Annotated in this window: 20 protein-coding genes; 12 read left to right on the top strand and 8 right to left on the bottom strand. The window is 67.4% G+C overall.

The annotated features are described in order from the left end of the window. The first annotated feature begins 29 nt into the window (after window positions 1–29). From AC51BJ_RS11030 to AC51BJ_RS11005, 6 genes are all read left to right on the top strand, one after another. On the top strand, window positions 30–806 hold the full coding sequence (locus tag AC51BJ_RS11030; RefSeq protein WP_496280241.1) for a TlyA family RNA methyltransferase: 777 nt from the start codon (window positions 30–32) through the stop codon (window positions 804–806). Continuing rightward, window positions 799–1,638, top strand: coding sequence for a methylenetetrahydrofolate reductase [NAD(P)H] (gene metF / locus AC51BJ_RS11025; RefSeq protein ID WP_020166181.1), 840 nt, complete (start codon window positions 799–801; stop codon window positions 1,636–1,638). The genes AC51BJ_RS11030 and metF overlap by 8 nt, the downstream gene beginning before the upstream one ends. Window positions 1,639–1,668: 30 nt before the next feature. Further along, a complete protein-coding gene (locus AC51BJ_RS11020) occupies window positions 1,669–2,100 on the top strand; it encodes a DUF8785 domain-containing protein (protein WP_430435427.1) in 432 nt (143 codons plus the stop codon). Then, complete coding sequence (locus AC51BJ_RS11015) at window positions 2,097–3,278, top strand: multidrug effflux MFS transporter (protein WP_496280240.1); 1,182 nt, start codon at window positions 2,097–2,099, stop codon at window positions 3,276–3,278. Before AC51BJ_RS11020 ends, AC51BJ_RS11015 begins: the two co-directional genes overlap by 4 nt. Further along, window positions 3,275–3,490 (top strand): hypothetical protein, encoded by a 216-nt coding sequence (locus AC51BJ_RS11010; RefSeq protein ID WP_020166183.1) that lies wholly within the window; start codon window positions 3,275–3,277, stop codon window positions 3,488–3,490. Before AC51BJ_RS11015 ends, AC51BJ_RS11010 begins: the two co-directional genes overlap by 4 nt. 124 nt (window positions 3,491–3,614) lie before the next feature. Continuing rightward, the gene (locus AC51BJ_RS11005; RefSeq protein ID WP_019916359.1) at window positions 3,615–4,019 is read left to right on the top strand and encodes a universal stress protein; all 405 of its coding nucleotides are present in this window, start codon (window positions 3,615–3,617) and stop codon (window positions 4,017–4,019) included. A gap of 165 nt (window positions 4,020–4,184) precedes the next feature. On the opposite strand, the gene AC51BJ_RS11000 is transcribed toward AC51BJ_RS11005, so the two are convergent. Both AC51BJ_RS11000 and AC51BJ_RS10995 read right to left on the bottom strand, forming a co-directional pair. Beyond that, a complete protein-coding gene (locus AC51BJ_RS11000) occupies window positions 4,185–5,318 on the bottom strand; it encodes a PilT/PilU family type 4a pilus ATPase (RefSeq protein WP_020166184.1) in 1,134 nt (377 codons plus the stop codon). A 51-nt stretch (window positions 5,319–5,369) separates the two neighbouring features. Next, the gene (locus AC51BJ_RS10995) at window positions 5,370–6,413 is read right to left on the bottom strand and encodes a type IV pilus twitching motility protein PilT (protein ID WP_296813686.1); all 1,044 of its coding nucleotides are present in this window, start codon (window positions 6,411–6,413) and stop codon (window positions 5,370–5,372) included. 63 nt (window positions 6,414–6,476) lie between these two features. On the opposite strand from AC51BJ_RS10995, the gene AC51BJ_RS10990 reads away from it, so the two are divergent. From AC51BJ_RS10990 to AC51BJ_RS10975, 4 genes are all read left to right on the top strand, one after another. Continuing rightward, window positions 6,477–7,166 (top strand): YggS family pyridoxal phosphate-dependent enzyme, encoded by a 690-nt coding sequence (locus tag AC51BJ_RS10990; RefSeq protein WP_496280239.1) that lies wholly within the window; start codon window positions 6,477–6,479, stop codon window positions 7,164–7,166. 107 nt (window positions 7,167–7,273) lie between these two features. After that, window positions 7,274–8,239, top strand: coding sequence for a magnesium/cobalt transporter CorA (gene corA, locus AC51BJ_RS10985; RefSeq protein WP_496280238.1), 966 nt, complete (start codon window positions 7,274–7,276; stop codon window positions 8,237–8,239). 74 nt (window positions 8,240–8,313) lie between these two features. Then, window positions 8,314–9,132, top strand: coding sequence for a prolipoprotein diacylglyceryl transferase (lgt, locus tag AC51BJ_RS10980; RefSeq protein WP_496280237.1), 819 nt, complete (start codon window positions 8,314–8,316; stop codon window positions 9,130–9,132). Next, a complete protein-coding gene (locus AC51BJ_RS10975) occupies window positions 9,129–9,590 on the top strand; it encodes a VOC family protein (protein ID WP_496280236.1) in 462 nt (153 codons plus the stop codon). Before lgt ends, AC51BJ_RS10975 begins: the two co-directional genes overlap by 4 nt. Before the next feature lie 121 nt (window positions 9,591–9,711). Here the strand turns inward: AC51BJ_RS10975 and AC51BJ_RS10970 are convergent, their stop codons facing one another. From AC51BJ_RS10970 to AC51BJ_RS10945, 6 genes are read right to left on the bottom strand one after another with little or no spacing between them, the layout of a single operon-like run. Further along, window positions 9,712–11,031: a TolC family outer membrane protein gene (locus AC51BJ_RS10970; protein ID WP_496280235.1), complete on the bottom strand. Its 1,320-nt coding sequence runs from the start codon at window positions 11,029–11,031 to the stop codon at window positions 9,712–9,714. A 3-nt stretch (window positions 11,032–11,034) separates the two neighbouring features. After that, window positions 11,035–11,358 (bottom strand): rhodanese-like domain-containing protein, encoded by a 324-nt coding sequence (locus AC51BJ_RS10965; protein WP_430435435.1) that lies wholly within the window; start codon window positions 11,356–11,358, stop codon window positions 11,035–11,037. 10 nt (window positions 11,359–11,368) lie between these two features. Continuing rightward, entirely contained in the window at window positions 11,369–12,022 is a 654-nt protein-coding gene (locus AC51BJ_RS10960) for a protein-L-isoaspartate O-methyltransferase family protein (protein ID WP_341929597.1), read from the bottom strand. A gap of 47 nt (window positions 12,023–12,069) precedes the next feature. Further along, window positions 12,070–15,189 carry an efflux RND transporter permease subunit gene (locus tag AC51BJ_RS10955; RefSeq protein WP_496280234.1) on the bottom strand — a complete coding sequence of 1,040 codons (3,120 nt, stop codon included), beginning with the start codon at window positions 15,187–15,189 and terminating at the stop codon, window positions 12,070–12,072. Continuing rightward, on the bottom strand, window positions 15,186–16,184 hold the full coding sequence (locus tag AC51BJ_RS10950; protein WP_496280233.1) for an efflux RND transporter periplasmic adaptor subunit: 999 nt from the start codon (window positions 16,182–16,184) through the stop codon (window positions 15,186–15,188). The genes AC51BJ_RS10955 and AC51BJ_RS10950 overlap by 4 nt, the downstream gene beginning before the upstream one ends. Beyond that, complete coding sequence (locus AC51BJ_RS10945; protein WP_496280232.1) at window positions 16,181–16,807, bottom strand: TetR/AcrR family transcriptional regulator; 627 nt, start codon at window positions 16,805–16,807, stop codon at window positions 16,181–16,183. The genes AC51BJ_RS10950 and AC51BJ_RS10945 overlap by 4 nt, the downstream gene beginning before the upstream one ends. A gap of 241 nt (window positions 16,808–17,048) precedes the next feature. On the opposite strand from AC51BJ_RS10945, the gene gcvT reads away from it, so the two are divergent. Then, complete coding sequence (gene gcvT, locus AC51BJ_RS10940; RefSeq protein ID WP_496280231.1) at window positions 17,049–18,164, top strand: glycine cleavage system aminomethyltransferase GcvT; 1,116 nt, start codon at window positions 17,049–17,051, stop codon at window positions 18,162–18,164. A gap of 128 nt (window positions 18,165–18,292) precedes the next feature. Beyond that, complete coding sequence (gcvP, locus tag AC51BJ_RS10935) at window positions 18,293–21,190, top strand: aminomethyl-transferring glycine dehydrogenase (RefSeq protein ID WP_496280230.1); 2,898 nt, start codon at window positions 18,293–18,295, stop codon at window positions 21,188–21,190. Window positions 21,191–21,332 lie beyond the last annotated feature (142 nt).

Raw genomic sequence — 21,332 nt, 5'->3', positions numbered from 1 at the left:
CATCCGCGCTCTTCCCCTGGCGAACACCCATGAGAGCCGACCAGACCCTCGTTGCCCGCAGCCTCGCCCGTTCCCGCACCGTCGCCCAGACGCTGATCGCAGCCGGGCGGGTGCGCGTCGCCTCGGGCGCCGGCTGGACCGTGGTGACCAAGCCGGCGCAGGACATCCCGGACGGTGCCGAACTGCAGGTCGAGGTGTCGGACGACGACCGCTATGTGTCGCGCGGCGGGCTGAAGCTGGCCGGGGCGCTCGACCGTGCCGGGCTGGACGTCGCCGGCCTCACCTGTCTCGACGTCGGTCAGAGCACCGGCGGCTTCACCGACTGCCTGATCCAGCGCGGCGCCGCGCGGGTGGTGGGCGTCGAGGTCGGCCACGGCCAGCTCGATCCGCGGCTGCGCGGCGATCCGCGCATCGTCTGCATCGAACACCTGAACGCACGCACGCTGGACGCCACGGCGCTCGGTATACATATGGCGGCCGGCGGCTTCGACCTGCTGGTGTGCGACGCCAGCTTCATTTCGCTGACGCTGCTGCTGCCGCAGTGGCCGGCGCTGCTGGCGCCCGGTGGACGCGTGCTCACGCTGGTGAAGCCGCAGTTCGAACTGGGCCCGGATGCACTGGGGAAAGGCGGCATCGTGCGCGATGCGGCACAATACCCGGCCCTGGAGGTGCGCATGCGGACGTTTGCCGAAGCAAACGGTCTCAGCGCACTGGATTACTTCGACAGCCCGATCAAGGGCGGCGACGGCAACCGCGAATTCTTCCTGTACGCGGCCCGGCGCGACGCGACCGACCACCATGACTGACAACCCCACGCGCATCTGCAGCGTCGAATTCTTCCCGCCGGCCACCGAAGAGGGTGCGGAAAAGCTGCGCGCCACGCGCCGCCAGCTGCGCCAGCTCAACCCGTCCTTCTTCTCGGTCACCTACGGCGCCGGCGGCACCACGCGCGATCGCACACTCGAAACCGTGCTCGAAATGAAGGCCGAAGGCCTGAACGCGGCGCCGCACCTGTCGTGCATCGGCTCGACCCGCGACAACCTGCGACAGACGCTTGAGCGCTACAAGGAAGAGGGCATCCACCATATGGTGGCGCTGCGCGGCGACCTGCCGTCCGGCGTGGTCGATCCGGGCGATTTCCGCTACGCCAACGAACTGGTGGAGTTCGTCCGACAGGAAACCGGCGACTGGTTCCACATCGAAGTGGCCGCCTACCCGGAAGTGCATCCGCAGGCGCGCAACGCGGCCAAGGACCTGCAGAACTTCGTGCGCAAGATGAAGGCGGGCGCCGACTCCGCCATCACCCAGTACTTCTACAACACCGACGCCTACTTCGCCTTCGTCGACGACGCGCGCGCGATGGGCGTCGAGGCGCCGATCTACCCGGGCATCATGCCGATCGCCAATTTCTCGAAGATCGCGCGCTTCTCGGAAGCCTGCGGTGCCGAAATCCCGCGCTGGATGCAGCGCAAGTTCGAAGGCTTCGGCGACGACGCCGCCTCGGTCAAGGCCTATGGCCTGGACGTCGTGACCACGCTGTGCGAGCGCCTGCTGGCCGGCGGCGCACCGGGCCTGCACTTCTACACGCTGAACCAGGCGGGCCTCACCTCGACCATCTGGCAGCGGCTCGGCCTGTAATTTCACCCGCGACCTCTCCCGGAGAACGGCATGCGCATCTTTTCCGTCCTCGCCCTGCTGCTGGCGCTGTTCGGCGGCTACACCTGGCTGGTGCTGAACTGGAGCTATTCCACCGGCGAACGTGCCGGTTACGTGCAGAAATTCAGCAACAAGGGCTGGTTCTGCAAGACTTGGGAGGGCGAACTCGCGATGGTCACCATGCCCGGCACGCTGACCGAGAAGTTCGAGTTCTCGGTGCGTGACGAGAAAGTGGCACAGAAGCTGAACGAAAGCATGGGTCAGCGCGTATCGCTGCATTACGCGCAGCACATCGGCGTGCCCACCTCCTGCTTCGGCGAGACGCAGTACTACGTCAGCGACGTGCGCGTGGTGGAGATGCCGGACGCCGAGCGCCGCGCTTTCGAAGCACCGCCGGCCGTACCGGCCGTCGCGCCGCCGCCACCGGCAGCCCCCGCCCAGTGAGCCGTTCGCCGCGCAGCCTGGCCTTCCTGCTGGCGGGCCTGTCGGCCATCGGTCCGTTCGCGATCGACACCTACCTGCCGGCTTTTCCGGCGATCGGTGCCGATCTGGGCGCGACCAAGCTCGAAGTGCAGCAGTCGCTCACCATCTACCTCGGTTTCTTCGCGCTGATGACGCTGTGGCACGGCGCCGTCGCCGACGCGCTGGGCCGGCGGCGCGTCGTGCTGTGGTCGCTGGTGATGTTCTTCCTGACCTCGGTCGGCTGCGCGCTGGCCACGCAGATCGAGCACCTGTGGATCGCCCGCGCGCTGCAGGGCATGTGCGCCGGCGCCGGCATGGTGGTCGGCCGCGCCGTCGTGCGCGACCTGTTCGAGGGCGCGCAGGCGCAGCGCCTGATGAGCACGATACAGTTGCTGTTCGCGCTGGCGCCAGCGGCCGCGCCCATCATCGGCGGCTGGGTGTTCGGCCTGTTCGGCTGGCGCGCGGTGTTCTGGTTTCTTGCCGCCTACTCGGCACTGATGTGGCTGCTCTGCCTGCTGCGGCTGCCGGAAACGCTGGACCCGGATCACCGGCGCAGCCTGCATCCGGTCAAGCTGGCGCGCGATTACGCCCACATGTTTGCCCACCCGGCGCTGCTGGCGCTGGTGATCGCGGTGTCGATGAATTTCGCCGGTTTCTTCCTCTACGTGATGTCGGCGCCGGTGTTCCTGATGGAGCACCTGGGCGTGTCGCCCCAGGGCTTCGCCTGGCTGTTCGGCCCGACGGTGGCCGGCATGATGACCGGCTCCTGGCTGGGCCGCCGGCTGGCCGGCAAGATGGCGCCGCAACTGCAGCTCAAGATGGCGTACACCATCATGCTGGCGGCCGCCTTCGGCAACGTGATGCTGAATGTGCTCACCCCGGCCAGTCTGCCCTGGGCGGTGCTGCCGATCGCGCTGTACAACATCGGCCAGGCGCTGGCCATGCCGATACTGTCGCTGCTGGCGCTGGAGTTGTTCCCGCGCGCGCGCGGCATGGTGTCGTCCTGCCAGGGTTTCGCGCAGTCGCTGACCAACGCGATGGCCGCCGGCCTGGTGGTGCCGGTGCTGTGGGGCGAACCGCTGCATCTGGCCGCCGGCATGGCCGCTTTCGTCTTCGTCGGCTGGCTGGCCTGGCTGCGCTACCGGAGCGTGCACGCATGAGCGACAAACGCTACCAGGTACGCAGCCGCAGTGAGCACAACTTCTGGCAGCACGAGGTGTTCGACAGCACGACCGGCCTGGCCGTGCTGGAACCGAACACCGACCTGTCCTGGTGTTTCGACGGTGCCGCGCTGCTCGAATCCGGACTGAGCATCGACGAGACGCTGGAACTGCTGGCAGTGCGACCGGTGATCCGCCAGTGCGGCTGCTGAACCGCCGGCCCGCCACGCCTACCCATTAGGGATTACTCCCTCCTGAGAATTGCCGCTCGCCGTGGCCGCCCCGAATAATGCACAGGCCGGCGCACCGACGTGCGTCACCTATCGGGAGAGAACAATGAAAGTGGTGGTGGCCTACGACGGTTCGAAACACGCGCACAAGGCGATCGATCAGCTGCAGATCCTGAACGGTCCGCTCGATGCGGTCATCGTGTCGGTGGTACGCGGCCCCGCGCTGGGCATACGCGGTACCGCGGTGGAAGTGGACCAGGCCGAGATCGACCACGCGCGCGCAGCACTCGACAAGGTGGCGGCCGAACTGGCGGCTCGCGGCGTGACCGCGCGCACCCGGCTGGCGATGGGCGAACCGGCCGACGTCCTGGTCGATATCGCGGAAGAGGAGAACGCCGAACTGATCATCCTCGGTACGCGTGGCCTGAGTCTGGCCAAGCGCATCGTGATGGGATCGGTCAGCAGCAACGTGCTGCACCACGCGCCGTGTGCGGTGCTGGTGGTGCGCTGAACCGGCAGGCGACTTGCTGTCGTGGTCGCGGTCTTCTGACCGCGACGCGGCGGTTGCGGTCCGTCGGCTCCGATCCAGGGTGCTGTCGGGGTCAGAAGACCCCTCCCACACAATCCCGGCTCAGGCTCGGATCGTGGATCGGGCGCGCCGCCCCTGGACGCCGGGTCACACCAGATCGAGTCCCGAAGTCACGTTCAGGTTGCGGTCCTGCGCTTCCTTGCTGTTCAGCTTGATCTGCAGGCGCAGATCGTTGACCGAATCGGCGTTGCGCAGCGCGTCCTCGTAGTTGATGCGACCGGCTTCGTAGAGGTCGAACAGCGCCTGGTCGAAGGTCTGCATGCCCAGTTCGCGCGAGCGCTTCATCACGTCCTTGATCTCGCCCACATTGCCCTTGAAGATGTGATCGGCGATCAGCGGCGAATTCAGCATCACCTCGATCGCCGCCGCCCGACCCTTGCCTTCCTTCAGCGGCACCAGACGCTGGGAGATCATCGCCCGCAGATTCAGCGAAAGGTCCATCAGCAGCTGTTCCCGCTTGTTTTCCGGGAAGAAGTTGATGATGCGGTCGATCGCCTGGTTGGAGCTGTTGGCGTGCAGCGTAGCCAGGCAGAGGTGGCCGGTCTCGGCGAACTGGATCGCGTGCTCCATCGTTTCGCGATCGCGGATCTCGCCCATCAGGATCACGTCCGGCGCCTGCCGCAGCGTGTTCTTCAGCGCGATTTCCCAGTCCGCCGTGTCGAGCCCGATCTCGCGCTGCGTTACCACGCAGTTCTTGTGGTCGTGCACGTACTCGATCGGGTCCTCGATCGTGATGATGTGGCCGTAGCTGTTGGTATTGCGCCAGTCGACGAGTGCGGCGAGCGAGGTGGTCTTGCCGGTGCCGGTTCCGCCGACGAAGATGACCAGACCGCGCTTGGTCATCGCCACATCCTTCAGCACCGGCGGCAGGCCCAGTTCGTCCAGCGTCGGAATCTTGGCGTTGATGGTGCGCAGCACGCAGCCTATCTTGCCCTGCTGCACGAAGGCATTGACGCGGAAGCGGCCGATGCCGGCCGGCGAGATCGCGAAATTGCACTCCTTGGTCGCCTCGAATTCGGCCGCCTGGCGGTCGTTCATGATGGCGCGCGCCAGTTCGGCCGTGTGCTGCGGCGTCAGCGACTGGTTGGACTGCGGCACGATGCGGCCGTCCACCTTGATCGCTGGCGGAAAACCGGCGGTCACGAACAGGTCGGACCCGCGCTTGGTCACCATCAGGCGCAGCAGGTCGTACATGAATTTGAGGGCCTGATCTCTTTCCATCTGCGCTCTCCGCGGCGGTTGTCGTTGTCAGTGTAGCGGCAGGCGCGGCACTCAGCCGGCGAACATGTCCTTGTTTTGCGCACGGGTGCGCGCTTCGGCCGGCGAAATGACGTTGCGGCGCACCAGTTCCTGCAGGTTCTGGTCCAGCGTCTGCATGCCCAGGCTCTGACCGGTCTGGATGGCCGAATACATCTGCGCGATCTTGTTCTCGCGGATCAGGTTGCGGATGGCCGGCGAGCCCACCATGATTTCGTGCGCGGCGACCCGGCCGGTGCCGTCCTTGGTCTTCAGCAGGGTCTGCGAAATGACCGCGCGCAGCGACTCGGAAAGCATGGCCCGCACCATTTCCTTTTCCTCGGCGGGGAACACGTCGACGATACGGTCGATGGTTTTCGCCGCACTTGAGGTGTGCAGCGTGCCGAACACCAGGTGGCCGGTTTCGGCGGCGGTCAGCGCCAGCCGTATCGTTTCCAGGTCGCGCATTTCGCCCACCAGGATCACGTCCGGGTCTTCGCGCAGCGCCGAGCGCAGCGCGTTCGAGAAGCTCAGCGTGTGCGGCCCGACTTCGCGCTGGTTGATCAGGCAGCGCTTGGATTCATGCACGAACTCGATCGGGTCTTCGACGGTCAGGATGTGGCCGTACTCGTTCTCGTTGATGTAATCGACCATGGCCGCCAGCGTGGTCGACTTGCCGGAGCCGGTCGGGCCGGTCACCAGCACGATGCCGCGCGGCGTGTTGGCGATGTCCTGGAAAATCTTCGGCGCCTTCAGGTCCTCCAGCGTCAGCACCTTGGACGGAATGGTCCGGAACACCGCGCCCGCACCACGGTTCTGCACGAAGGCATTGACCCGGAAACGCGCCAGATTGGGCACCGCGAACGAGAAGTCGGCTTCAAGGTGCTCTTCGTACACCTTGCGCTGGGTGTCGTTCATGATGTCGTAGATCATGCCGTGCACATCCTTGTGCTCCATCGGCGGCAGATTGATCCGGCGCACGTCGCCATGCACGCGGATCATCGGCGGCAGACCGGCCGAGAGATGCAGGTCGGACGCCTTGTTCTTGACGGAAAACGCGAGCAGTTCGGTGATGTCCATGACGGGCCTCGGGCAATGAATGGGGTGTTGTGCCGAATATAATTCGAAGAAATTCAGGGCATTATGATGAGCATTTCAGACAACCTGCAAGCAATTCGCCACCGTATCGCCGACGCCGCCCGCGCCTGCGGCCGCGACCCCGCAGACATTCTTCTGCTGGCGGTGAGCAAGACCAAGCCGGATGCGGACATCATCGCCGCGCATGCGGCCGGTCAGACCGCCTTCGGCGAGAACTACGTGCAGGAAGGCTGCGACAAGGCGCAGCGCCTCGGTGAGGCCGGCCTCGCGCTGGACTGGCACTTCATCGGCCCGCTGCAGAGCAACAAGACGCGTCAGGTCGCGACCTGGTTCGACTGGGTGCATTCGGTGGACCGCGAGAAGATCGCCGCGCGGCTGTCCGAACAGCGCGACCCGCATCGGCCGCCGCTGAACCTGTGCATACAGGTCAACGTCAGCGGCGAGGCCTCGAAGAGCGGTGTCGCTCCGGCCGAGGTCGCCGCGCTGGCCGACGCCATCGCGTCGCTGCCGCGACTCGCGCTGCGCGGCCTGATGGCCATTCCCGAACCGACCGATGATGTCGCCCTCCAGCGTCGCCGTTTTGCCCATTTACGGCAGTTGAAGGACGATCTGAACGCGCGCGGACACTGTCTCGACACGCTGTCGATGGGCATGTCACAGGATCTCGAAGCGGCGATCGCCGAAGGCGCCACCATCGTGCGCGTCGGCACGGCGCTGTTCGGGGCACGGGGCTGATCGACGAAAGTTGCGGACATGGAAGTCGCGACCGCTAACATCCGCCTCACCGGTGCCCGCCGGTACCGCCCTTCCCGGTTCGAACCGCCCCACCCGGATGTCTGCCGATGATTCACGTTTACACGCTGCAGGACGGCCGACTCACCCGCGTCGCCGAAGCGCTGCACGACGCAGTGCCCGACCAGGACATCGTCTGGATAGACGCGCTCGATCTCGACGGTGACGAGGAGCGATGGCTGCAACGTCGCTTCCGCATTGACGTCGAGGCGCCCGATGACGATGCCGACATTGAGGCCAGCGCGCGGGTGTTCGTCGACGCGCAGGGCAATCTGAACCTGCGCGCCGATTTCCTGATCGGGCGCGGTCACGAGTACGTGACCGAGGCGCTGCGCTTCGTGATCGGCCCGCACATGCTGATCAGCCTGCACGACGACGAACTGCCCATCATGCGCCTGCTGCGCATGCGCAACCGCGCGCAGCCGGGCAAGCTTGCGCAGCCGACCGACATCCTGATCGAACTGTTCGCGCTGGACGTCGAACAGTCCGCCGATGCACTGGAACACATCTACACCGAACTGGAATCGGTCAGCGCCCGCGTGCTCGGCGAGCAGCGCGGTTCGGACGACGCGGCGGCCGACAGCATCACCCGCATCGCCCGCAACGAGGACCTGAACGGCACCATACGGCGCAATCTGATGGACACGCGTCGCGCGCTGTCCTGGCTGATGCGCGAGCACCGGCTGGGCAAGGCGCAGACCGACAAGGTGAAGCAGATCCTGCGCGACATCGAATCGCTGGACGGCCATACCGCCTTCATTTTCGACAAGATCAACTTCCTGATGGACGCCATCATCGGCTTCATCAACCTGAACCAGAGCAAGGTGGTGAAAATCTTCTCGGTCGCATCGGTCGCCATGCTGCCGCCGACGCTGATCGCCAGCGTCTACGGCATGAACTTCGCGCACATGCCCGAACTGGGCTGGCGCTGGGGTTACCCGTTCTCGCTCGGCCTGATGGCGCTGAGCGTGGCCTTGCCCTTCTGGTACTTCCGCCGCAAGGGCTGGCTGAAGTAGCGGCGGGCCAGGAAACGAACGCACCCGCCCGGCAAAGTTAAACTGTCGGACCGCACAGCCACCTCTCCTCTCCCGTGCCCATCCACGACTACCTGATCCACCCGACCATTTCCCCCATCGCCTTCGAGATCGGCCCGCTGGCCGTGCGCTGGTACGGGCTGATGTATCTGGTCGCCTTCGTCGCCTTCATGCTGCTCGGCCGCGTGCATGCGAAGCGGCTGGCGGCGGCCGGTGCGCCATCGCTGGATGCGAAGCAGATCGACGACCTGCTGTTCTACGGCGTGCTGGGCGTGGTACTGGGCGGGCGACTGGGCTATGTGCTGTTCTACAAGCCGGCCTACTACCTCGAACACTGGACAGAAATCCCGGCCATCTGGTCGGGCGGCATGAGCTTTCACGGCGGCTTTCTCGGCGTGCTGGTGGCCGTCGCGCTGTTCGCGCGGCGCGCCAACTGGCGCTTCTTCCAGCTCACCGATTTCATCGCACCGCTGGTGCCGCTGGGCCTGGCGGCCGGACGCATCGGCAACTTCCTGAACGCCGAACTGGTGGGCCGGGTCACCGACGTACCCTGGGCGATGATCTTCCCCACCGTGGACATGCTGCCGCGCCACCCGTCGCAGCTCTACCAGTTCGCTGGCGAGGGGCTGGGGCTGTTCGTGCTGCTGTGGTGGTTCTCGCGCCGTCCGCGACCGATGGCGGCGGTCAGCGCGATGTTCCTGATCGGCTATGGCGGCTTCCGCTTTCTTGCCGAATTCGGCCGCGAACCGGATGACTTTCTCGGCCTGCTGGCCGGCGGACTGTCGATGGGCCAGTGGCTGAGCCTGCCGATGATCATCGCCGGCATCGCGATGATGATCGTGTCCTACCGACGCAACACAGGAGTGAATACATGAGTCGTCCTTTCCGCATCCTCGGCCTGCAGCAGATCGCCATCGGCGGTCCCGACCGCATGAAGCTGCGCCGCCTGTGGGTTGACCTGTTCGGCCTCGGCCTCGAGGGTGACTTCACCTCGGAACGCGAGAACGTGGTCGAGGACATCGCGGTGCTGGGCAGCGGCCCGCACCGGGTCGAGGTCGATCTGATGCAGCCGCTCGATCCGTCGAAGAAACCGCGCGTGGACGAACCGCCGCTGAACCACATCGGCCTGTGGGTGGACGACCTGCCGACCGCGGTCGAATGGCTCACCGCGCAGGGCATGCGCTTCACGCCGGGCGGCATCCGTCGCGGCGCCGCCGGTCACGACATCGTGTTCATCCACCCCAAGGGCAACGAGGATTTCCCGCTGTGCGGCGAAGGTGTGCTGATCGAACTGGTGCAGGCGCCGCCGGAGGTGATTGCGGCGCTGGGGTGAATCGGCGCCCGGGTACATCGGCGCAGTCGTCTGGAACGGGAGAGCGTCGCGGCGATGCCCGGGCCGCATCGCGAGCAAGCCCGCTCCCATGAACGTCGCGGCGGCTCTATACCGCCGCCCCTTATTCCAGCAGCGCGTTGACCGCCTCGATTTCCGGCTCTGCCAACTGGCCGGCCGCCGCCTTCAGGCGCAGCTGGGCGAGCAGCGTGTCATAGCGCGCCTTGGCGAGGTCACGGCGGGTGACGTAGAGCTGCTGCTGCGCGTTCAGCACGTCGATGTTGATGCGCACGCCGACCTCGTAGCCGAGCTTGTTGGCATCGAGCGAGGACTGTGACGACACCTGCGCGGCGCGCAGCGCAGCGGTCTGGGCGATGCCGTTGGCCACGCCCAGCCAGGCCTGACGCGCCTGCTGCGCGGCGTTGCGCCGCGCGAAGTCGACTTCGGCGCGGGCGCGGTCGAGCAGGTGGGCCGATTCGCGCACGCGCGATTCCTGCCCCAGGCCCTGGAACAGCGGTACCGACACCTGCACGCCGACGGTACCGGTCGTGCTCTCGTTGTTCAGCGGCGCACCAGCGAAAGTGATGACCGTCTTGTTCTGACCGTAGGTCGCGACCAGATCGACCGTCGGGTAGTGGCCAGCGCGCTGACGCTCGATATCGCGGTTGGCGATCTCCTGGTTCGCCAGCTGCGCCAGCACCGTCAGGCTCTCGGTCTGCGCGCGATCGACCCACTCCTCCATGCGCGCCGGCTCCGGCAGCGTGAACGCGACTTCGCTGCGCAGACCGCGCAGCGCCTCGGGTGCGCGGCCGGTGATCACCGCCAGCGCGTGCCGCTTCACCTCGATGTCGCTGCGCGCGGCGATTTCCTGCGCGGTGGCGAGATCGAAGCGCGACTGCGCCTCGTGCACGTCGGTGATGGTGACGGTGCCCACCTCGAAGCTCTTGCGCGCCAGTTCGAGCTGCTCGGAGGCGGCTGTCTTCTGCGCGACGATGGAGGTGAGCACGTCCTGCGCGTACAGCAGGTCGAAATAGGCCTGCGCGGCGCGCAGCAGGGTGTCCTGCCGCGCCTGCGCGAGCTGGGCGTCGGCCGCGGCAACCTGCAGCTTGCCCTGTTCGAACTGCACCCAGTTGGCCCAGCGGAACAGCGGCTGGGTCAGCTGGAAGCCGAAGTTGTGCGAGTTGTACTGCGTGCTGCGATCAACCGGCTTGCTGATCTCGACGTCGTTCCACTGCGTCGTACCGTTCAGCGTCAGGCTGGGCAGCAGGCCAGCGCGCGCCTGCGGCAGCTTTTCCGAGGTCGCCTCGCGCTGCGCACGCGCCGACTGGAACTGGGCATCGTTGGCCAGCGCCGCTCGCGCAACGGCCAACAGGTCTTCAGCCGCCAGCGCGCTGGTCGATGCCAGCAGGCCGGCGATCAGTGCAGCCGTCCGCGAAAGGCGCATCGCTCAGTACCGTGCCATCGTGTTGTCGACCTGCAGCGCCCAGGCGTCCACGCCGCCGCTGAGGTTGAATACGTTCGAGAAGCCATTGCGTTCGAGGAAGATGGCGACCTGCATCGAACGGCCACCGTGGTGACAGACGCACACCAGCGGCCGCTCCGGGTCGAGTTCCTGCAGCTGCGCCGGCACCGTGTTCATCGGCATCAGCTGGCTGCCCTCGATGCGGCAGATGGCCCACTCGTGCTTCTCGCGCACGTCCAACAGCTGCGGTTTCGGGCGGTTCTCATCGGCCAGCCAGGCGGCGAGATCGGTCACGCTCAGTTGCTGCATCGCGCCCGCCTCAGAACACGAAGCGCTGCGCGCCACGCGCGTTGCGCAGCGTCGGCACCACCGTTTCGAACAGCACTTCCTGCGACTGCGTGCCGTCGGCGTTCAGCTTCACCAGCACGCAGTTCATCAGCGGTTCTTCGCCGATGAAGGCGATCAGGCGACCGCCCGGACGCAGCTGGGCGACCAGCTCCTGCGGCAGCACCGGCAGGCCGCCGGACACCACGATCACGTCGTAGGGCGCGTGCGTGGCCCAGCCCTGGGCGGCATCGCCGACTTCGACACGCACGTTCAGCGCGCCGGCAGCGGTCAGATTCTCGCGGGCACGCTCGGCCAGTGCCGGTTCGATCTCGACCGTCGTCACCTGGCTGGCACGGGCGCCCAGCAGGGCCGCCATGTAACCGGAGCCGGTACCGATCTCGAGTACGGTGTCGGTGCTTTTCAGCTTCAGTTCCTGCAGCACGCGCGCCTCGATCTTCGGCTCCAGCATCGCCGCGCCGTGGCCCAGCGGAATCGCGGTGTCGGCGAAGGCGAGCTGGCGCAGCGGCGCCGGGACGAAGGTTTCGCGCTTGACGACGAACAGCAGGTCGAGGATGTCCTGGTCCAGCACGTCCCACGGCCGGATCTGCTGTTCCACCATATTGAAGCGCGCCTGTTCGATATCCATTTTTCGGTCCCCTGAAAGAAGCGGCGATTGTACCGTGATGCAGTGCGTCAGAAACTTGAGCGAAGTCGTGTGCGTGCAGTGCGCGGGCGCATGCAGGCGATGTAGAGGGTGGGCATCACGAACAGCGTGAGCACGGTGGCGACACCGAGCCCCCAGACGATGGCGCCCGCCACCGGCCCCCACAGCAGCGAATAGCCGCCGATGCCGGCGGCCAGCGAGAACAGTCCGCCGACCGTCGTGCTGGTGGTGATGATGATGGGCACGACGCGGCGGCGGGCAGCGTAGATCGCCGCGTGCAGCACGCTCATGCCGGCGGTCAGACGCTCGTTGGCGGCGTCGATCAGCACGATGGCCGAATTGACGACGATGCCGGTCAGCGCGATCACGCCGTACAGCGTGTACAGCGACAGCGGAGAACCGCTGACCAGCAGCCCGACGGCGACGCCGGTGAAGGCCAGCGGCACGGTGGCCAGAATCATCAGCGGCTGCCAGTAGCTGCGGAACTGCGCCGCGAGAATCAGGTAGATGAGTCCGATGCCGAGCAGGAACAGCACCTTCATCGCCTGCAGGCTTTCCTCGACGTCTTCCAGTTCGCCGGAGAAGTCGAGGTCGGTGCGCGGGAAACGCGTACGCGCCTCTTCCCACGCCGTCTTCAGCGCGTCGGTCACCTGCAGCGCGTTCAGCTTGTCCTTGTCGAGGTCGGCCTCCACGGTGATCGTGCGGCGCAGGTTGTAGTGCTTGATCACGCCCGGGCCGCGCGTCGTGTCGGCGGAGACCAACGCGCGCAAGGTGGTGGCCGCACCGCCGGGCAGCGCGATCGGCGCGTCGAGCACGCGCATCACGTCGTCATCCGGGTGGCCGGCGGCGGCGACGCGCACTTCGAGCTTGGCGCCCTGATCGCGGGTGACGGCGACGATTTCACCCTCCACCTGCAGGCGCACCGCGCGCGCCACCTGGTCGGCGGTCAGGCCGGCGTCGCGCAGCGCGTCGCGATCGAGATGCAGCGCCAGTTGCGGCCGGCCCGGGATATCGTCGTCGACGATGTCGCGTGTGCCGTCGATGGCGCCCAGAATGCGCTTGACCTCCGCACTTGCGGCGCGCAGTTCGACCAGATCGTCGCCGCGCACCCGCACCTTGACCGGCTTCTGCACCGGCGGCCCGCCGGACAGCTGGGTGAAGCTGACGGTGCCGGCGCCAGGCAGCCCGACCACGGCTGCGCGCATGCCATCGACGATGGCACCGACCTCGCGCCCTTCGTCCGCGCGCGGCAGCAGCGCCACCACCACCTGACCGTAGGCGTCGCCGAACAGCGCTTCAGCGTCGGTGAACTTGGCGCCGGCCAGCGCCGCCACGCGCCGCGCCTCGCCGTCCTGCAGATGGCGGCGCACCTCGCCCTCGATCTGCTGCACCCGCGCCAGCGTCGCCGACAGCGGACTGCCGGCCGGCATGTCGATGTTCACGTAGAAGATGCGCATCGGGTCGAAGGCGAAGAACTGCACGCGCACCAGACCGGTCGCCATCGCAGCGACCGCGCCGGCGACCAGCGACAGCACGATGAGGCACAGCACGACCCAGTGGCGTATCGCGAACGCCAGCACCTTGGCGTAGCGATGGCGCAGCACGCGGGTAAAGCGGGTGCGCGTGGCCTGCATGCGCGACGGCCGCTCGGCCTTACTGCCCATCGACAGCACGTGGGCGGGCAGCATCCAGTAGGCCTCGATCAGGCTGATCGCCAGCGCCAGCGTGACGACGAAGGGGATGACGAACATGAACTTGCCGACGATGCCCGGCAGCAGCATCAGGGGCAGGAAGGCGGCCATCGTCGTCGCCACCGAAGCGAGCACCGGCGCCCAGACCTCCTGCATGCCGCCGACGACGGCGTCCAGCGTGGCGGCGCCGCGCTGCAGCCGGTAATAGATGGCCTCGACGATGACCACCGCATCGTCGACCAGCATGCCGAGCGCGATCACCACACCCAGCAGCACCGATATGTTCAGCGTAAAGCCGGTCGCCTGCAGGATGGCGAAGGTGCCGGCCAGCGAGAACGGGATGCCCAGGCTCACCAGCACGGCGATACGCGAACCAAGAAACACCCAGCACAGCGCGAGCACGATGAGCAGGCCATAGAAGGCGTTCGATTCCATGATGGCAATCGCCTCACGGGTCGGCACCGTCTGGTCGTCCATCAGTTCGAGCTTGAGCCCCTGCGCCGCCAGCACCGCGTTCTTGCGCTCGACGTATTCATTGACGCGCTCGATCAGCGCCAGCGTGTTCACGCCCGGCTTCTTGGCCAGCGAGAACAGCACGCCGGGCTGACCGTCGGACGACACCTGCTGCGTCGGCCGCGCGCGGGCGCGCACCACGGTCGCCACCTCGTCCAGCTTCACCATGCTGCCCGGGCGGGTCCGCGGCGCGACGCCGACGTCGGCCAGCCAGCCGGGATCGGCGTCCTGGCCGACCACGCGCACCAGCCACTCCTGCTCGCCGGCGCGCTGGCGGCCGGCGAACACGTCGCGGAACCAGGCGCCGACGCCGTCGGCGATGTCGGTTGGCAGCAGACCGCGCGCCTGTGCCGCCTGCGCTGAGTACTCGACGCGCAGTTCGGGGTCGTGCAGACCGAGCGAGAACACGCGATCGACGCCCTTCATCCGCTCCAGATCGGTCTTCATTTCACGGCCGAGCGCGCGCAGCACCTCGTCGTCGGCGCGACCGGTGAGCAGGATCTGCGCCGTCGGAAAGCCGTTCGAACTGGTGATTTCGATGATCTGCGCTTCCTTCGCCTCGACCGGCAGCTCGGCGCGCGCCTTGTTCTGGATTTCGCGCCGCAGGTCGTTCACCCGCTTGTCGAAGGTGCTGACCGGCACTTCGTCGAAGCGCACCAGGATGCCGGCCAGACCGTCGCGCGCGGCCGACGAGATGAAGCGGATGTCGGACACGTTCTGGATCGCGTCTTCCAGGGGCTGCAGCACCCGCTTCTCGACATCCTCGGGCGAAGCGCCGGGCAGGGCCACGGTGATCTGCACCCAGTTGAAGTTGATTTCCGGGTCCTGTTCGCGCGGCAGACCGAGATAGGCCAGCAGGCCGAGCAGCAACACCACCATGAAGGTGATGTTGGCCAGCGGGTGATTGCTGATGAAGCGCGAATAGGACTGCATGCGGCCCTTCATTTCAGCGACTGTCCGTCGACCAGGCTGTTGCGGCCGTCGACCGCGATGCGCGTGTCGGCCGGCAGGTCGGTACGTGCCGGGCGGCCCTCCTGCGCACCGTCCAGCGGCACGAAGCGGGCGCTGCCTTCGCGCATGACGAACACGCCGAGCGCCGTACCACGCCGCACCAGCAGTTCGCCCGGCACATGCGGCGCCGGGTCCTGCCACACCAGTCGCCCCTCGGCGCCCGACGGCGCACGCTCTCCGGTGAAGACGGCGCGCACCTCGTGCGTACGGGTGGCGTCGTCGATCGCCGGCGAAACGCGGGCGATGCGCAGCGGCTGGCGGCCGGCCGGAGACACGAAGGCGAGTTCGCGTGCGGCGCGCAGCGCGTCGAGATCGCGTGGCGCCACACGCGCCGACACTTCCACCTTCCGTGCGTCATCCAGCGTCATCAGCAGTGTGCCGACGCCGGCCAGCGAGCCGGCCGAAGCCTCGCGCGTGCGCACCACCGCGTCATAGGGCGCCCGCAGCAAGCATTTATCGACATTGCGCCGCGCGAGATCGACCGCGTTGGCGGCGACGGCCACATCGGCGCGGACCACCTCGACCTCGGTCTCGCGCTGCGTCAGCGCTTCCGGCGAAACGAAGTTCTGGTCCCGCAGGGCGCGCGTGCGACGCAACTGCGCGTCGGCCTGCGCCAGCCGTGCCTGCGCCGCCTGCAGCTGTGCCTGCGCACGCTCCAGCGCGAGCTGGTAGTCGCGCGCATCGAGGCGAACCAGCACCTGACCCTTCTTCACGTGCTCGCCCGGTTCGGCGTGCGTGGACGCCACGCGCGCGCTCAGTTCGGCGGCGAGCTGGGTGCGGTTGAGCGCAACCGCCTGCGCCGGTGCATCGCGCTGCGGATAGGTGGCGATTTCGGACAGCGGCTTGAAGCCGACGGCCGGTGGCGTCTGCGCCGCCGACGGCAGGACCGGCAGCAGCGCGGCGAAGCAGAACGCGAGCAGCTTGATCATGGGAGCAGGGCCTGAATGGAAAATTCGATGCGGAAACGGATATCGTCGGCTTCGGAAGCGCCGCAACAGGCATCGGCAATCGAACCGAAGGAATGTTTCATCAGCACGTACAGCAGCAGCGGCGCCATCACCGCATCGACGGTGCGCGCGTCGGCGGGCGAACGGAATTCGCCACGCGCGTGACCGTAGTCGATCGCCCGCGCGACCAGCGCGCAGCCTCGCTGCATCACTTCGCGGTGGTACAGCTCGGCGATATCGGGAAAGTTGCGCGCTTCGGCAATCATCAGCTTCGGCAGGCCACCAAGCGGCGTCTCGCCGATCAGCTGCCACCAGCCGGCGAGCAGCTGGCGCATCAGGTCTGGGCCGCTGCCGGCCCAGCCGGCCACCAGCGCCTCGCCCTCGGCCAGCGCCGGCACCAGGCCTTCGCGCACGACGGCGGCAAACAGCGCCTGCTTGGAATCGAAATAGAGGTAGAGCGTGCCCTTGGACACGCCGGCCGCGTGCGCCACGTCCTCCAGCCGGGTGGCGGCGTAGCCGTGCTCGACGAACAGGTCGAGCGCGCAGCGTATCAGCGCCGCCGGGTCGACCAGAGCCGGTCGCCCGCGACGAGCCGCGACGCTCATCGTGTGCGCACCAGGAAAGTGGCGGAAAGGCGTGCTGTCACGGCGTGCAGGACATCCGGTTTTTAATGACTGAATGTTCAGTTAATAACTTTCCGTCGTCAAGGTGCAACATCGGCGTCGTCGACGCGTCGACCACCGTTGTTGCATGGCATCATGCGCGCCCTTGCCCGCCCACCCGGCGAGCTGGACTCAAGCCATGCGCAGGTCACCCTCCGACCGCACGGCAGGAAAGGATCCAACGATGGACACCCCGAACACCGCGGCGCTGCGCCGCACACCGTTTCATCCGCTGCATCTGGCCGCGGGCGCGAAGATGGTCGCCTTCGCCGGCTGGGAGATGCCCATCCAGTACGCCCCGGGCATCCTGCAGGAACACCTCCACACGCGCGCCCACGCCGGCCTGTTCGACGTGTCCCACATGGGACAGATCGAGGTCAGCGGCCCCGGCGCCTGCGCCTGGCTGGAATCGCTCACCACCGCCGACCTCGTCGCGCTGCCCGACGGGCGCCAGACCTACTCGCTGCTGCCCAACACCGCCGGCGGCCTGATCGACGACCTGATGATCCAGCGCATGGGCGACACCTTCCATGTGGTCTGCAACGCCTCGCGCCTCGACGACGTGCTCGCCCAGTTCGATGCCCATCCGCCCGGCAACGACTGCAGCTGGCGCCTGCGCGACGACCGCGTGCTGCTCGCACTGCAGGGCCCGGACGCCGAAGCGGTGCTGCAGCCCTACGGCGACCTGACCGGCATGCGCTTTCTCGACGTGCGCGAATTCAACGATGGCGCGCGGGTCAGCCGCAGCGGCTACACCGGCGAGGACGGCTTCGAGATTTCGCTGCCAGCTGAAACCGGTCCCGCCTTCGCCGAACGCCTGCTCGAACATCCGCACGTGCGCTGGATCGGTCTCGGCGCGCGCGACACGCTGCGGCTGGAAGCCGGCATGTGCCTGTACGGCAACGACATCGACGCGACGACGACGCCGGTATCGGCGGCCATAGGCTGGGCGGTCGCGCCGGCGCGGCGGGCCGGTGGCGTGCGCGCCGGCGGCTTCCCGGGCGCGGCGGTCATCCTCGGCGAATTCGCCGCGCCGCCGGCGCAGGTGCGCGTCGGCCTGCTGCCGGAGGGCCGCGCACCGCAGCGCGCAGGCGCCGTGGTGGTTGATGCCGACGGCCGCCAGATCGGCGTCATCAGCAGCGGCAACCACAGCCCGACGCTGGGCCGGCCGATCGCGATGGCCTATATCGAGCGTGCCGCGAAACTGGCCGGCACGCCGCTGTTCATCCAATCGCGCGGGCAGAAGGTGCCGGCCGCACCGGCCACCATGCCCTTCGTACCGAACCGCTACCGGCGCTGACGCCCGACCGCACACAGCGACGCTTCTTTTTCTGCTGAACCTCGACTCCGGTCAGACGTCGACATGACGCGAGACCGGTACCTTCACCAAAGGACCGCCAGAAGCGGCCCGGAAAGGACTGTTGAACCATGGACAAGCGTCCCTCCCTCGAAGCGCTGGAAGACCGCGGCGACTTCATCCGCCGCCACATCGGCCCAGACGAACGCGACCTCGCCGTCATGCTGGCCGCACTCGACGTCGCCAGCCTGGACGAACTGATCGCCCAGACCATACCCGCCGACATCCAGCTCGACGCACCGCTGAACCTGCCGGCGCCGCGCTCCGAGCGCGTGGTCGACGACGCGCTGCGCCGCATGTTCGCGCGCAACGAACTGCACACCAGCCTGATCGGCATGGGCTATTACGACACCATCACGCCCAATGTCATCAAGCGCAACGTGCTCGAGAACCCGGGCTGGTACACCGCCTACACGCCCTATCAGGCCGAGATTTCGCAGGGACGACTGGAAGCACTACTTAACTTCCAGCAGATGGTGATCGACCTGACCGGCCTGCCGGTGGCCAACGCCTCGCTGCTCGACGAAGCGACCGCCGCCGCCGAAGCGATGACGATGGCGCACCGCATTTCCAAGGTGAAGACGCCGCGCTTCATCGTCGATGCCGACACCCACCCGCAGACGCTGGCGGTGGTGCGCACGCGCGCCGAGCCGCTGGGCATCGAGGTGGTCGAGTGCGATCCGTGGGCCGGTATCGACGGCGAGTATTTCGGCATGCTGCTGAGCTATCCCGGTTCCAGCGGCCGGCTGCGCGATCCGTCGCCGGTGCTCGCCGCGGCACGCACCGCCGGCGCGCTGTCGGCGGTCGCGGCCGACCCGCTGGCGCTGGTGCTGCTGAAGGAACCGGGTGCCGAGGGCATGGGTGCCGACATCGTGTTCGGCAGCGCCCAGCGCTTCGGCGTGCCGATGGGCTACGGCGGCCCGCACGCCGCCTTCTTCGCCTGCCGCGACGAGCACAAGCGGCAGATGCCGGGCCGCATCATCGGCGTGTCGACCGACGCCAACGGCCGGCCAGCGCTGCGCATGGCGCTGCAGACGCGCGAACAGCACATCCGCCGCGAGAAGGCGAACAGCAATATCTGCACGGCGCAGGTGCTGCTGGCGGTGATCGCATCCTTCTACGCTGTTTATCACGGTCCCAAGGGTCTGCGCACGATTGCCGAGCGCACGCACCGGATGGCCGTGCTGTTCGCGCAGGGCCTGCGCGAACTGGGCTTCGACGTCGTGCACGAGCGCTTCTTCGACACCGTGCAGGTGCGCGTGCCGGGCATCGCCCGCCGCATCGCCGCGCGGGCGCGTGAAGCGGGCTTCAACCTGCACGTGATCGACGCCGACCACCTGTCGGCGTCCTTCGACGAAACGTCACGCCGCAGCGAACTGAAGCGGCTGCTCGCCACCTTCGCCACGCGTGCCGACAGCGTGCTCGATCTGGCCGAAATGGACGCCCGCGTCGCTGACTGCATCCCGGCCGATCTGCGCCGCGAATCGGCCATCCTGACCCACCCGGTGTTCCAGCGCTATCACTCGGAAACCGAAATGATGCGCTACATGCGCCGGCTGGCCACGCGCGACATCGCACTCGACCGGGCGATGATTCCGCTCGGCTCGTGCACGATGAAGCTGAACTCGACCACCGAAATGACGCCGGTCACCTACCGGCTGTTCGCCGCACTGCATCCCTTCGTGCCCCTGGAACAGGCGCAGGGCTACCAGCAGCTGTTCGAGGAACTCGAAGAGCGGCTGTGCGAGATCACCGGCTTCGCCGCGATGTCCTTCCAGCCGAATGCCGGCTCTCAGGGCGAATACGCCGGACTGCTGGTGATCCGCAAGTTCCACCAGACACGCGGCCAGGGTCACCGCAATGTATGCCTGATCCCGGCGTCGGCGCACGGCACCAACCCGGCGAGCGCGGTGCTGGCCGGTATGGAAGTGGTCGTCGTCGCCTGCGATACGCTGGGCAATGTCGACTTCGCCGACCTGAAGGCCAAGGCGGAACAGCATGCCGACCGGCTGGCCGCGCTGATGATGACCTACCCGTCCACGCACGGCGTGTTCGAGGAGGGCGTACGCGACATCTGCGCGCTGATCCACGCGCACGGCGGCCAGGTCTACATGGATGGCGCCAACATGAACGCCATGGTGGGCCTGGTGCGGCCGGGCGACATCGGCTTCGACGTGTGCCACCTGAACCTGCACAAGACCTTCTGCATCCCGCACGGCGGCGGCGGCCCGGGCATGGGCCCGATCGGGGTCGCACCGCACCTCGCGCCCTTCCTGCCCGACCACCCGGTGGTGCAGGGCGTGAACCCGGTGGCCGGTCCGGCCGGCACCATCGGTGCCGTATCCGCCGCGCCCTGGGGCTCGGCCAGCATCCTGCCCATCGTCTGGGCCTACATCGCACTGATGGGTGCGGCCGGCCTGAAGCGCGCGACCCAGGTGGCGATACTCAATGCCAACTACATCGCACAGAAGCTGGCGCCGCACTACCCGGTGCTCTACACCGGCAAGCACGGCCGGGTCGCGCACGAGTGCATCGTCGATCTGCGTCCGCTGAAGGAAACGAGCGGCGTCACAGTCGAGGACGTGGCCAAGCGGCTGATGGACTACGGCTTCCACGCGCCCACGGTGTCCTTCCCGGTGCCGGGCACGCTGATGATCGAACCGACCGAGAGCGAGAACCGCGCCGAGATCGACCGCTTCTGCGACGCGATGATCCAGATTCGCGCCGAGATCGCCGACATCGAAGCCGGCCGCGCCGTCCGCGAGGACAACCTGCTCAAGCACGCGCCGCACACGCACGAACTGCTGATCGCCGATGAATGGACACGGCCCTACAGCCGTCGTGCCGCGTTCTTCCCGACCGAATCGGTGGACCGCGACAAGTACTGGCCGCCGGTCGCGCGCGTCGACAACGTCGCCGGCGACCGCAACCTGGTGTGCACCTGCCCGCCGCTGTCGGAGTACCGCTAGTCCTCGTCCGCGACGGGGCAGTCGATCGGGTGCCGCCCGGCCCTGCGGGGCGGCACCCGATTGCAAAACTGTGTCATGTCATCGCGGCGTAACCTAGTCGAAACATCCTGTTGCTGTGATTGCGCGTCTGCAAGACGCGTAT

The sequence above is a fragment of the Methyloversatilis sp. S146-33 genome, assembly GCF_059552495.1.
The sequence above is the reverse complement of the archived record's forward strand: the minus strand, read 5'-3'. Positions and strand labels throughout refer to the sequence as shown.

Bases quoted from the DNA above. Each gene is read 5' to 3' on its own strand.
- AC51BJ_RS11030 (WP_496280241.1), top strand. From the start codon at position 30: ATGAGAGCCGACCAGACCCTCGTTGCCCGCAGCCTCGCCCGTTCCCGC.
- metF (WP_020166181.1), top strand. From the start codon at position 799: ATGACTGACAACCCCACGCGCATCTGCAGCGTCGAATTCTTCCCGCCG.
- AC51BJ_RS10960 (WP_341929597.1), bottom strand. From the start codon at position 12,022: ATGGATATCGAACAGGCGCGCTTCAATATGGTGGAACAGCAGATCCGG.
- AC51BJ_RS10955 (WP_496280234.1), bottom strand. From the start codon at position 15,189: ATGAAGGGCCGCATGCAGTCCTATTCGCGCTTCATCAGCAATCACCCG.
- AC51BJ_RS10970 (WP_496280235.1), bottom strand. From the start codon at position 11,031: ATGCGCCTTTCGCGGACGGCTGCACTGATCGCCGGCCTGCTGGCATCG.
- AC51BJ_RS10965 (WP_430435435.1), bottom strand. From the start codon at position 11,358: ATGCAGCAACTGAGCGTGACCGATCTCGCCGCCTGGCTGGCCGATGAG.
- AC51BJ_RS10950 (WP_496280233.1), bottom strand. From the start codon at position 16,184: ATGATCAAGCTGCTCGCGTTCTGCTTCGCCGCGCTGCTGCCGGTCCTG.
- AC51BJ_RS10975 (WP_496280236.1), top strand. From the start codon at position 9,129: ATGAGTCGTCCTTTCCGCATCCTCGGCCTGCAGCAGATCGCCATCGGC.
- AC51BJ_RS11020 (WP_430435427.1), top strand. From the start codon at position 1,669: ATGCGCATCTTTTCCGTCCTCGCCCTGCTGCTGGCGCTGTTCGGCGGC.
- AC51BJ_RS11000 (WP_020166184.1), bottom strand. From the start codon at position 5,318: ATGGAAAGAGATCAGGCCCTCAAATTCATGTACGACCTGCTGCGCCTG.
- AC51BJ_RS10990 (WP_496280239.1), top strand. From the start codon at position 6,477: ATGATGAGCATTTCAGACAACCTGCAAGCAATTCGCCACCGTATCGCC.
- gcvT (WP_496280231.1), top strand. From the start codon at position 17,049: ATGGACACCCCGAACACCGCGGCGCTGCGCCGCACACCGTTTCATCCG.
- AC51BJ_RS11005 (WP_019916359.1), top strand. From the start codon at position 3,615: ATGAAAGTGGTGGTGGCCTACGACGGTTCGAAACACGCGCACAAGGCG.
- corA (WP_496280238.1), top strand. From the start codon at position 7,274: ATGATTCACGTTTACACGCTGCAGGACGGCCGACTCACCCGCGTCGCC.
- gcvP (WP_496280230.1), top strand. From the start codon at position 18,293: ATGGACAAGCGTCCCTCCCTCGAAGCGCTGGAAGACCGCGGCGACTTC.
- AC51BJ_RS10945 (WP_496280232.1), bottom strand. From the start codon at position 16,807: ATGAGCGTCGCGGCTCGTCGCGGGCGACCGGCTCTGGTCGACCCGGCG.
- AC51BJ_RS11010 (WP_020166183.1), top strand. From the start codon at position 3,275: ATGAGCGACAAACGCTACCAGGTACGCAGCCGCAGTGAGCACAACTTC.
- AC51BJ_RS10995 (WP_296813686.1), bottom strand. From the start codon at position 6,413: ATGGACATCACCGAACTGCTCGCGTTTTCCGTCAAGAACAAGGCGTCC.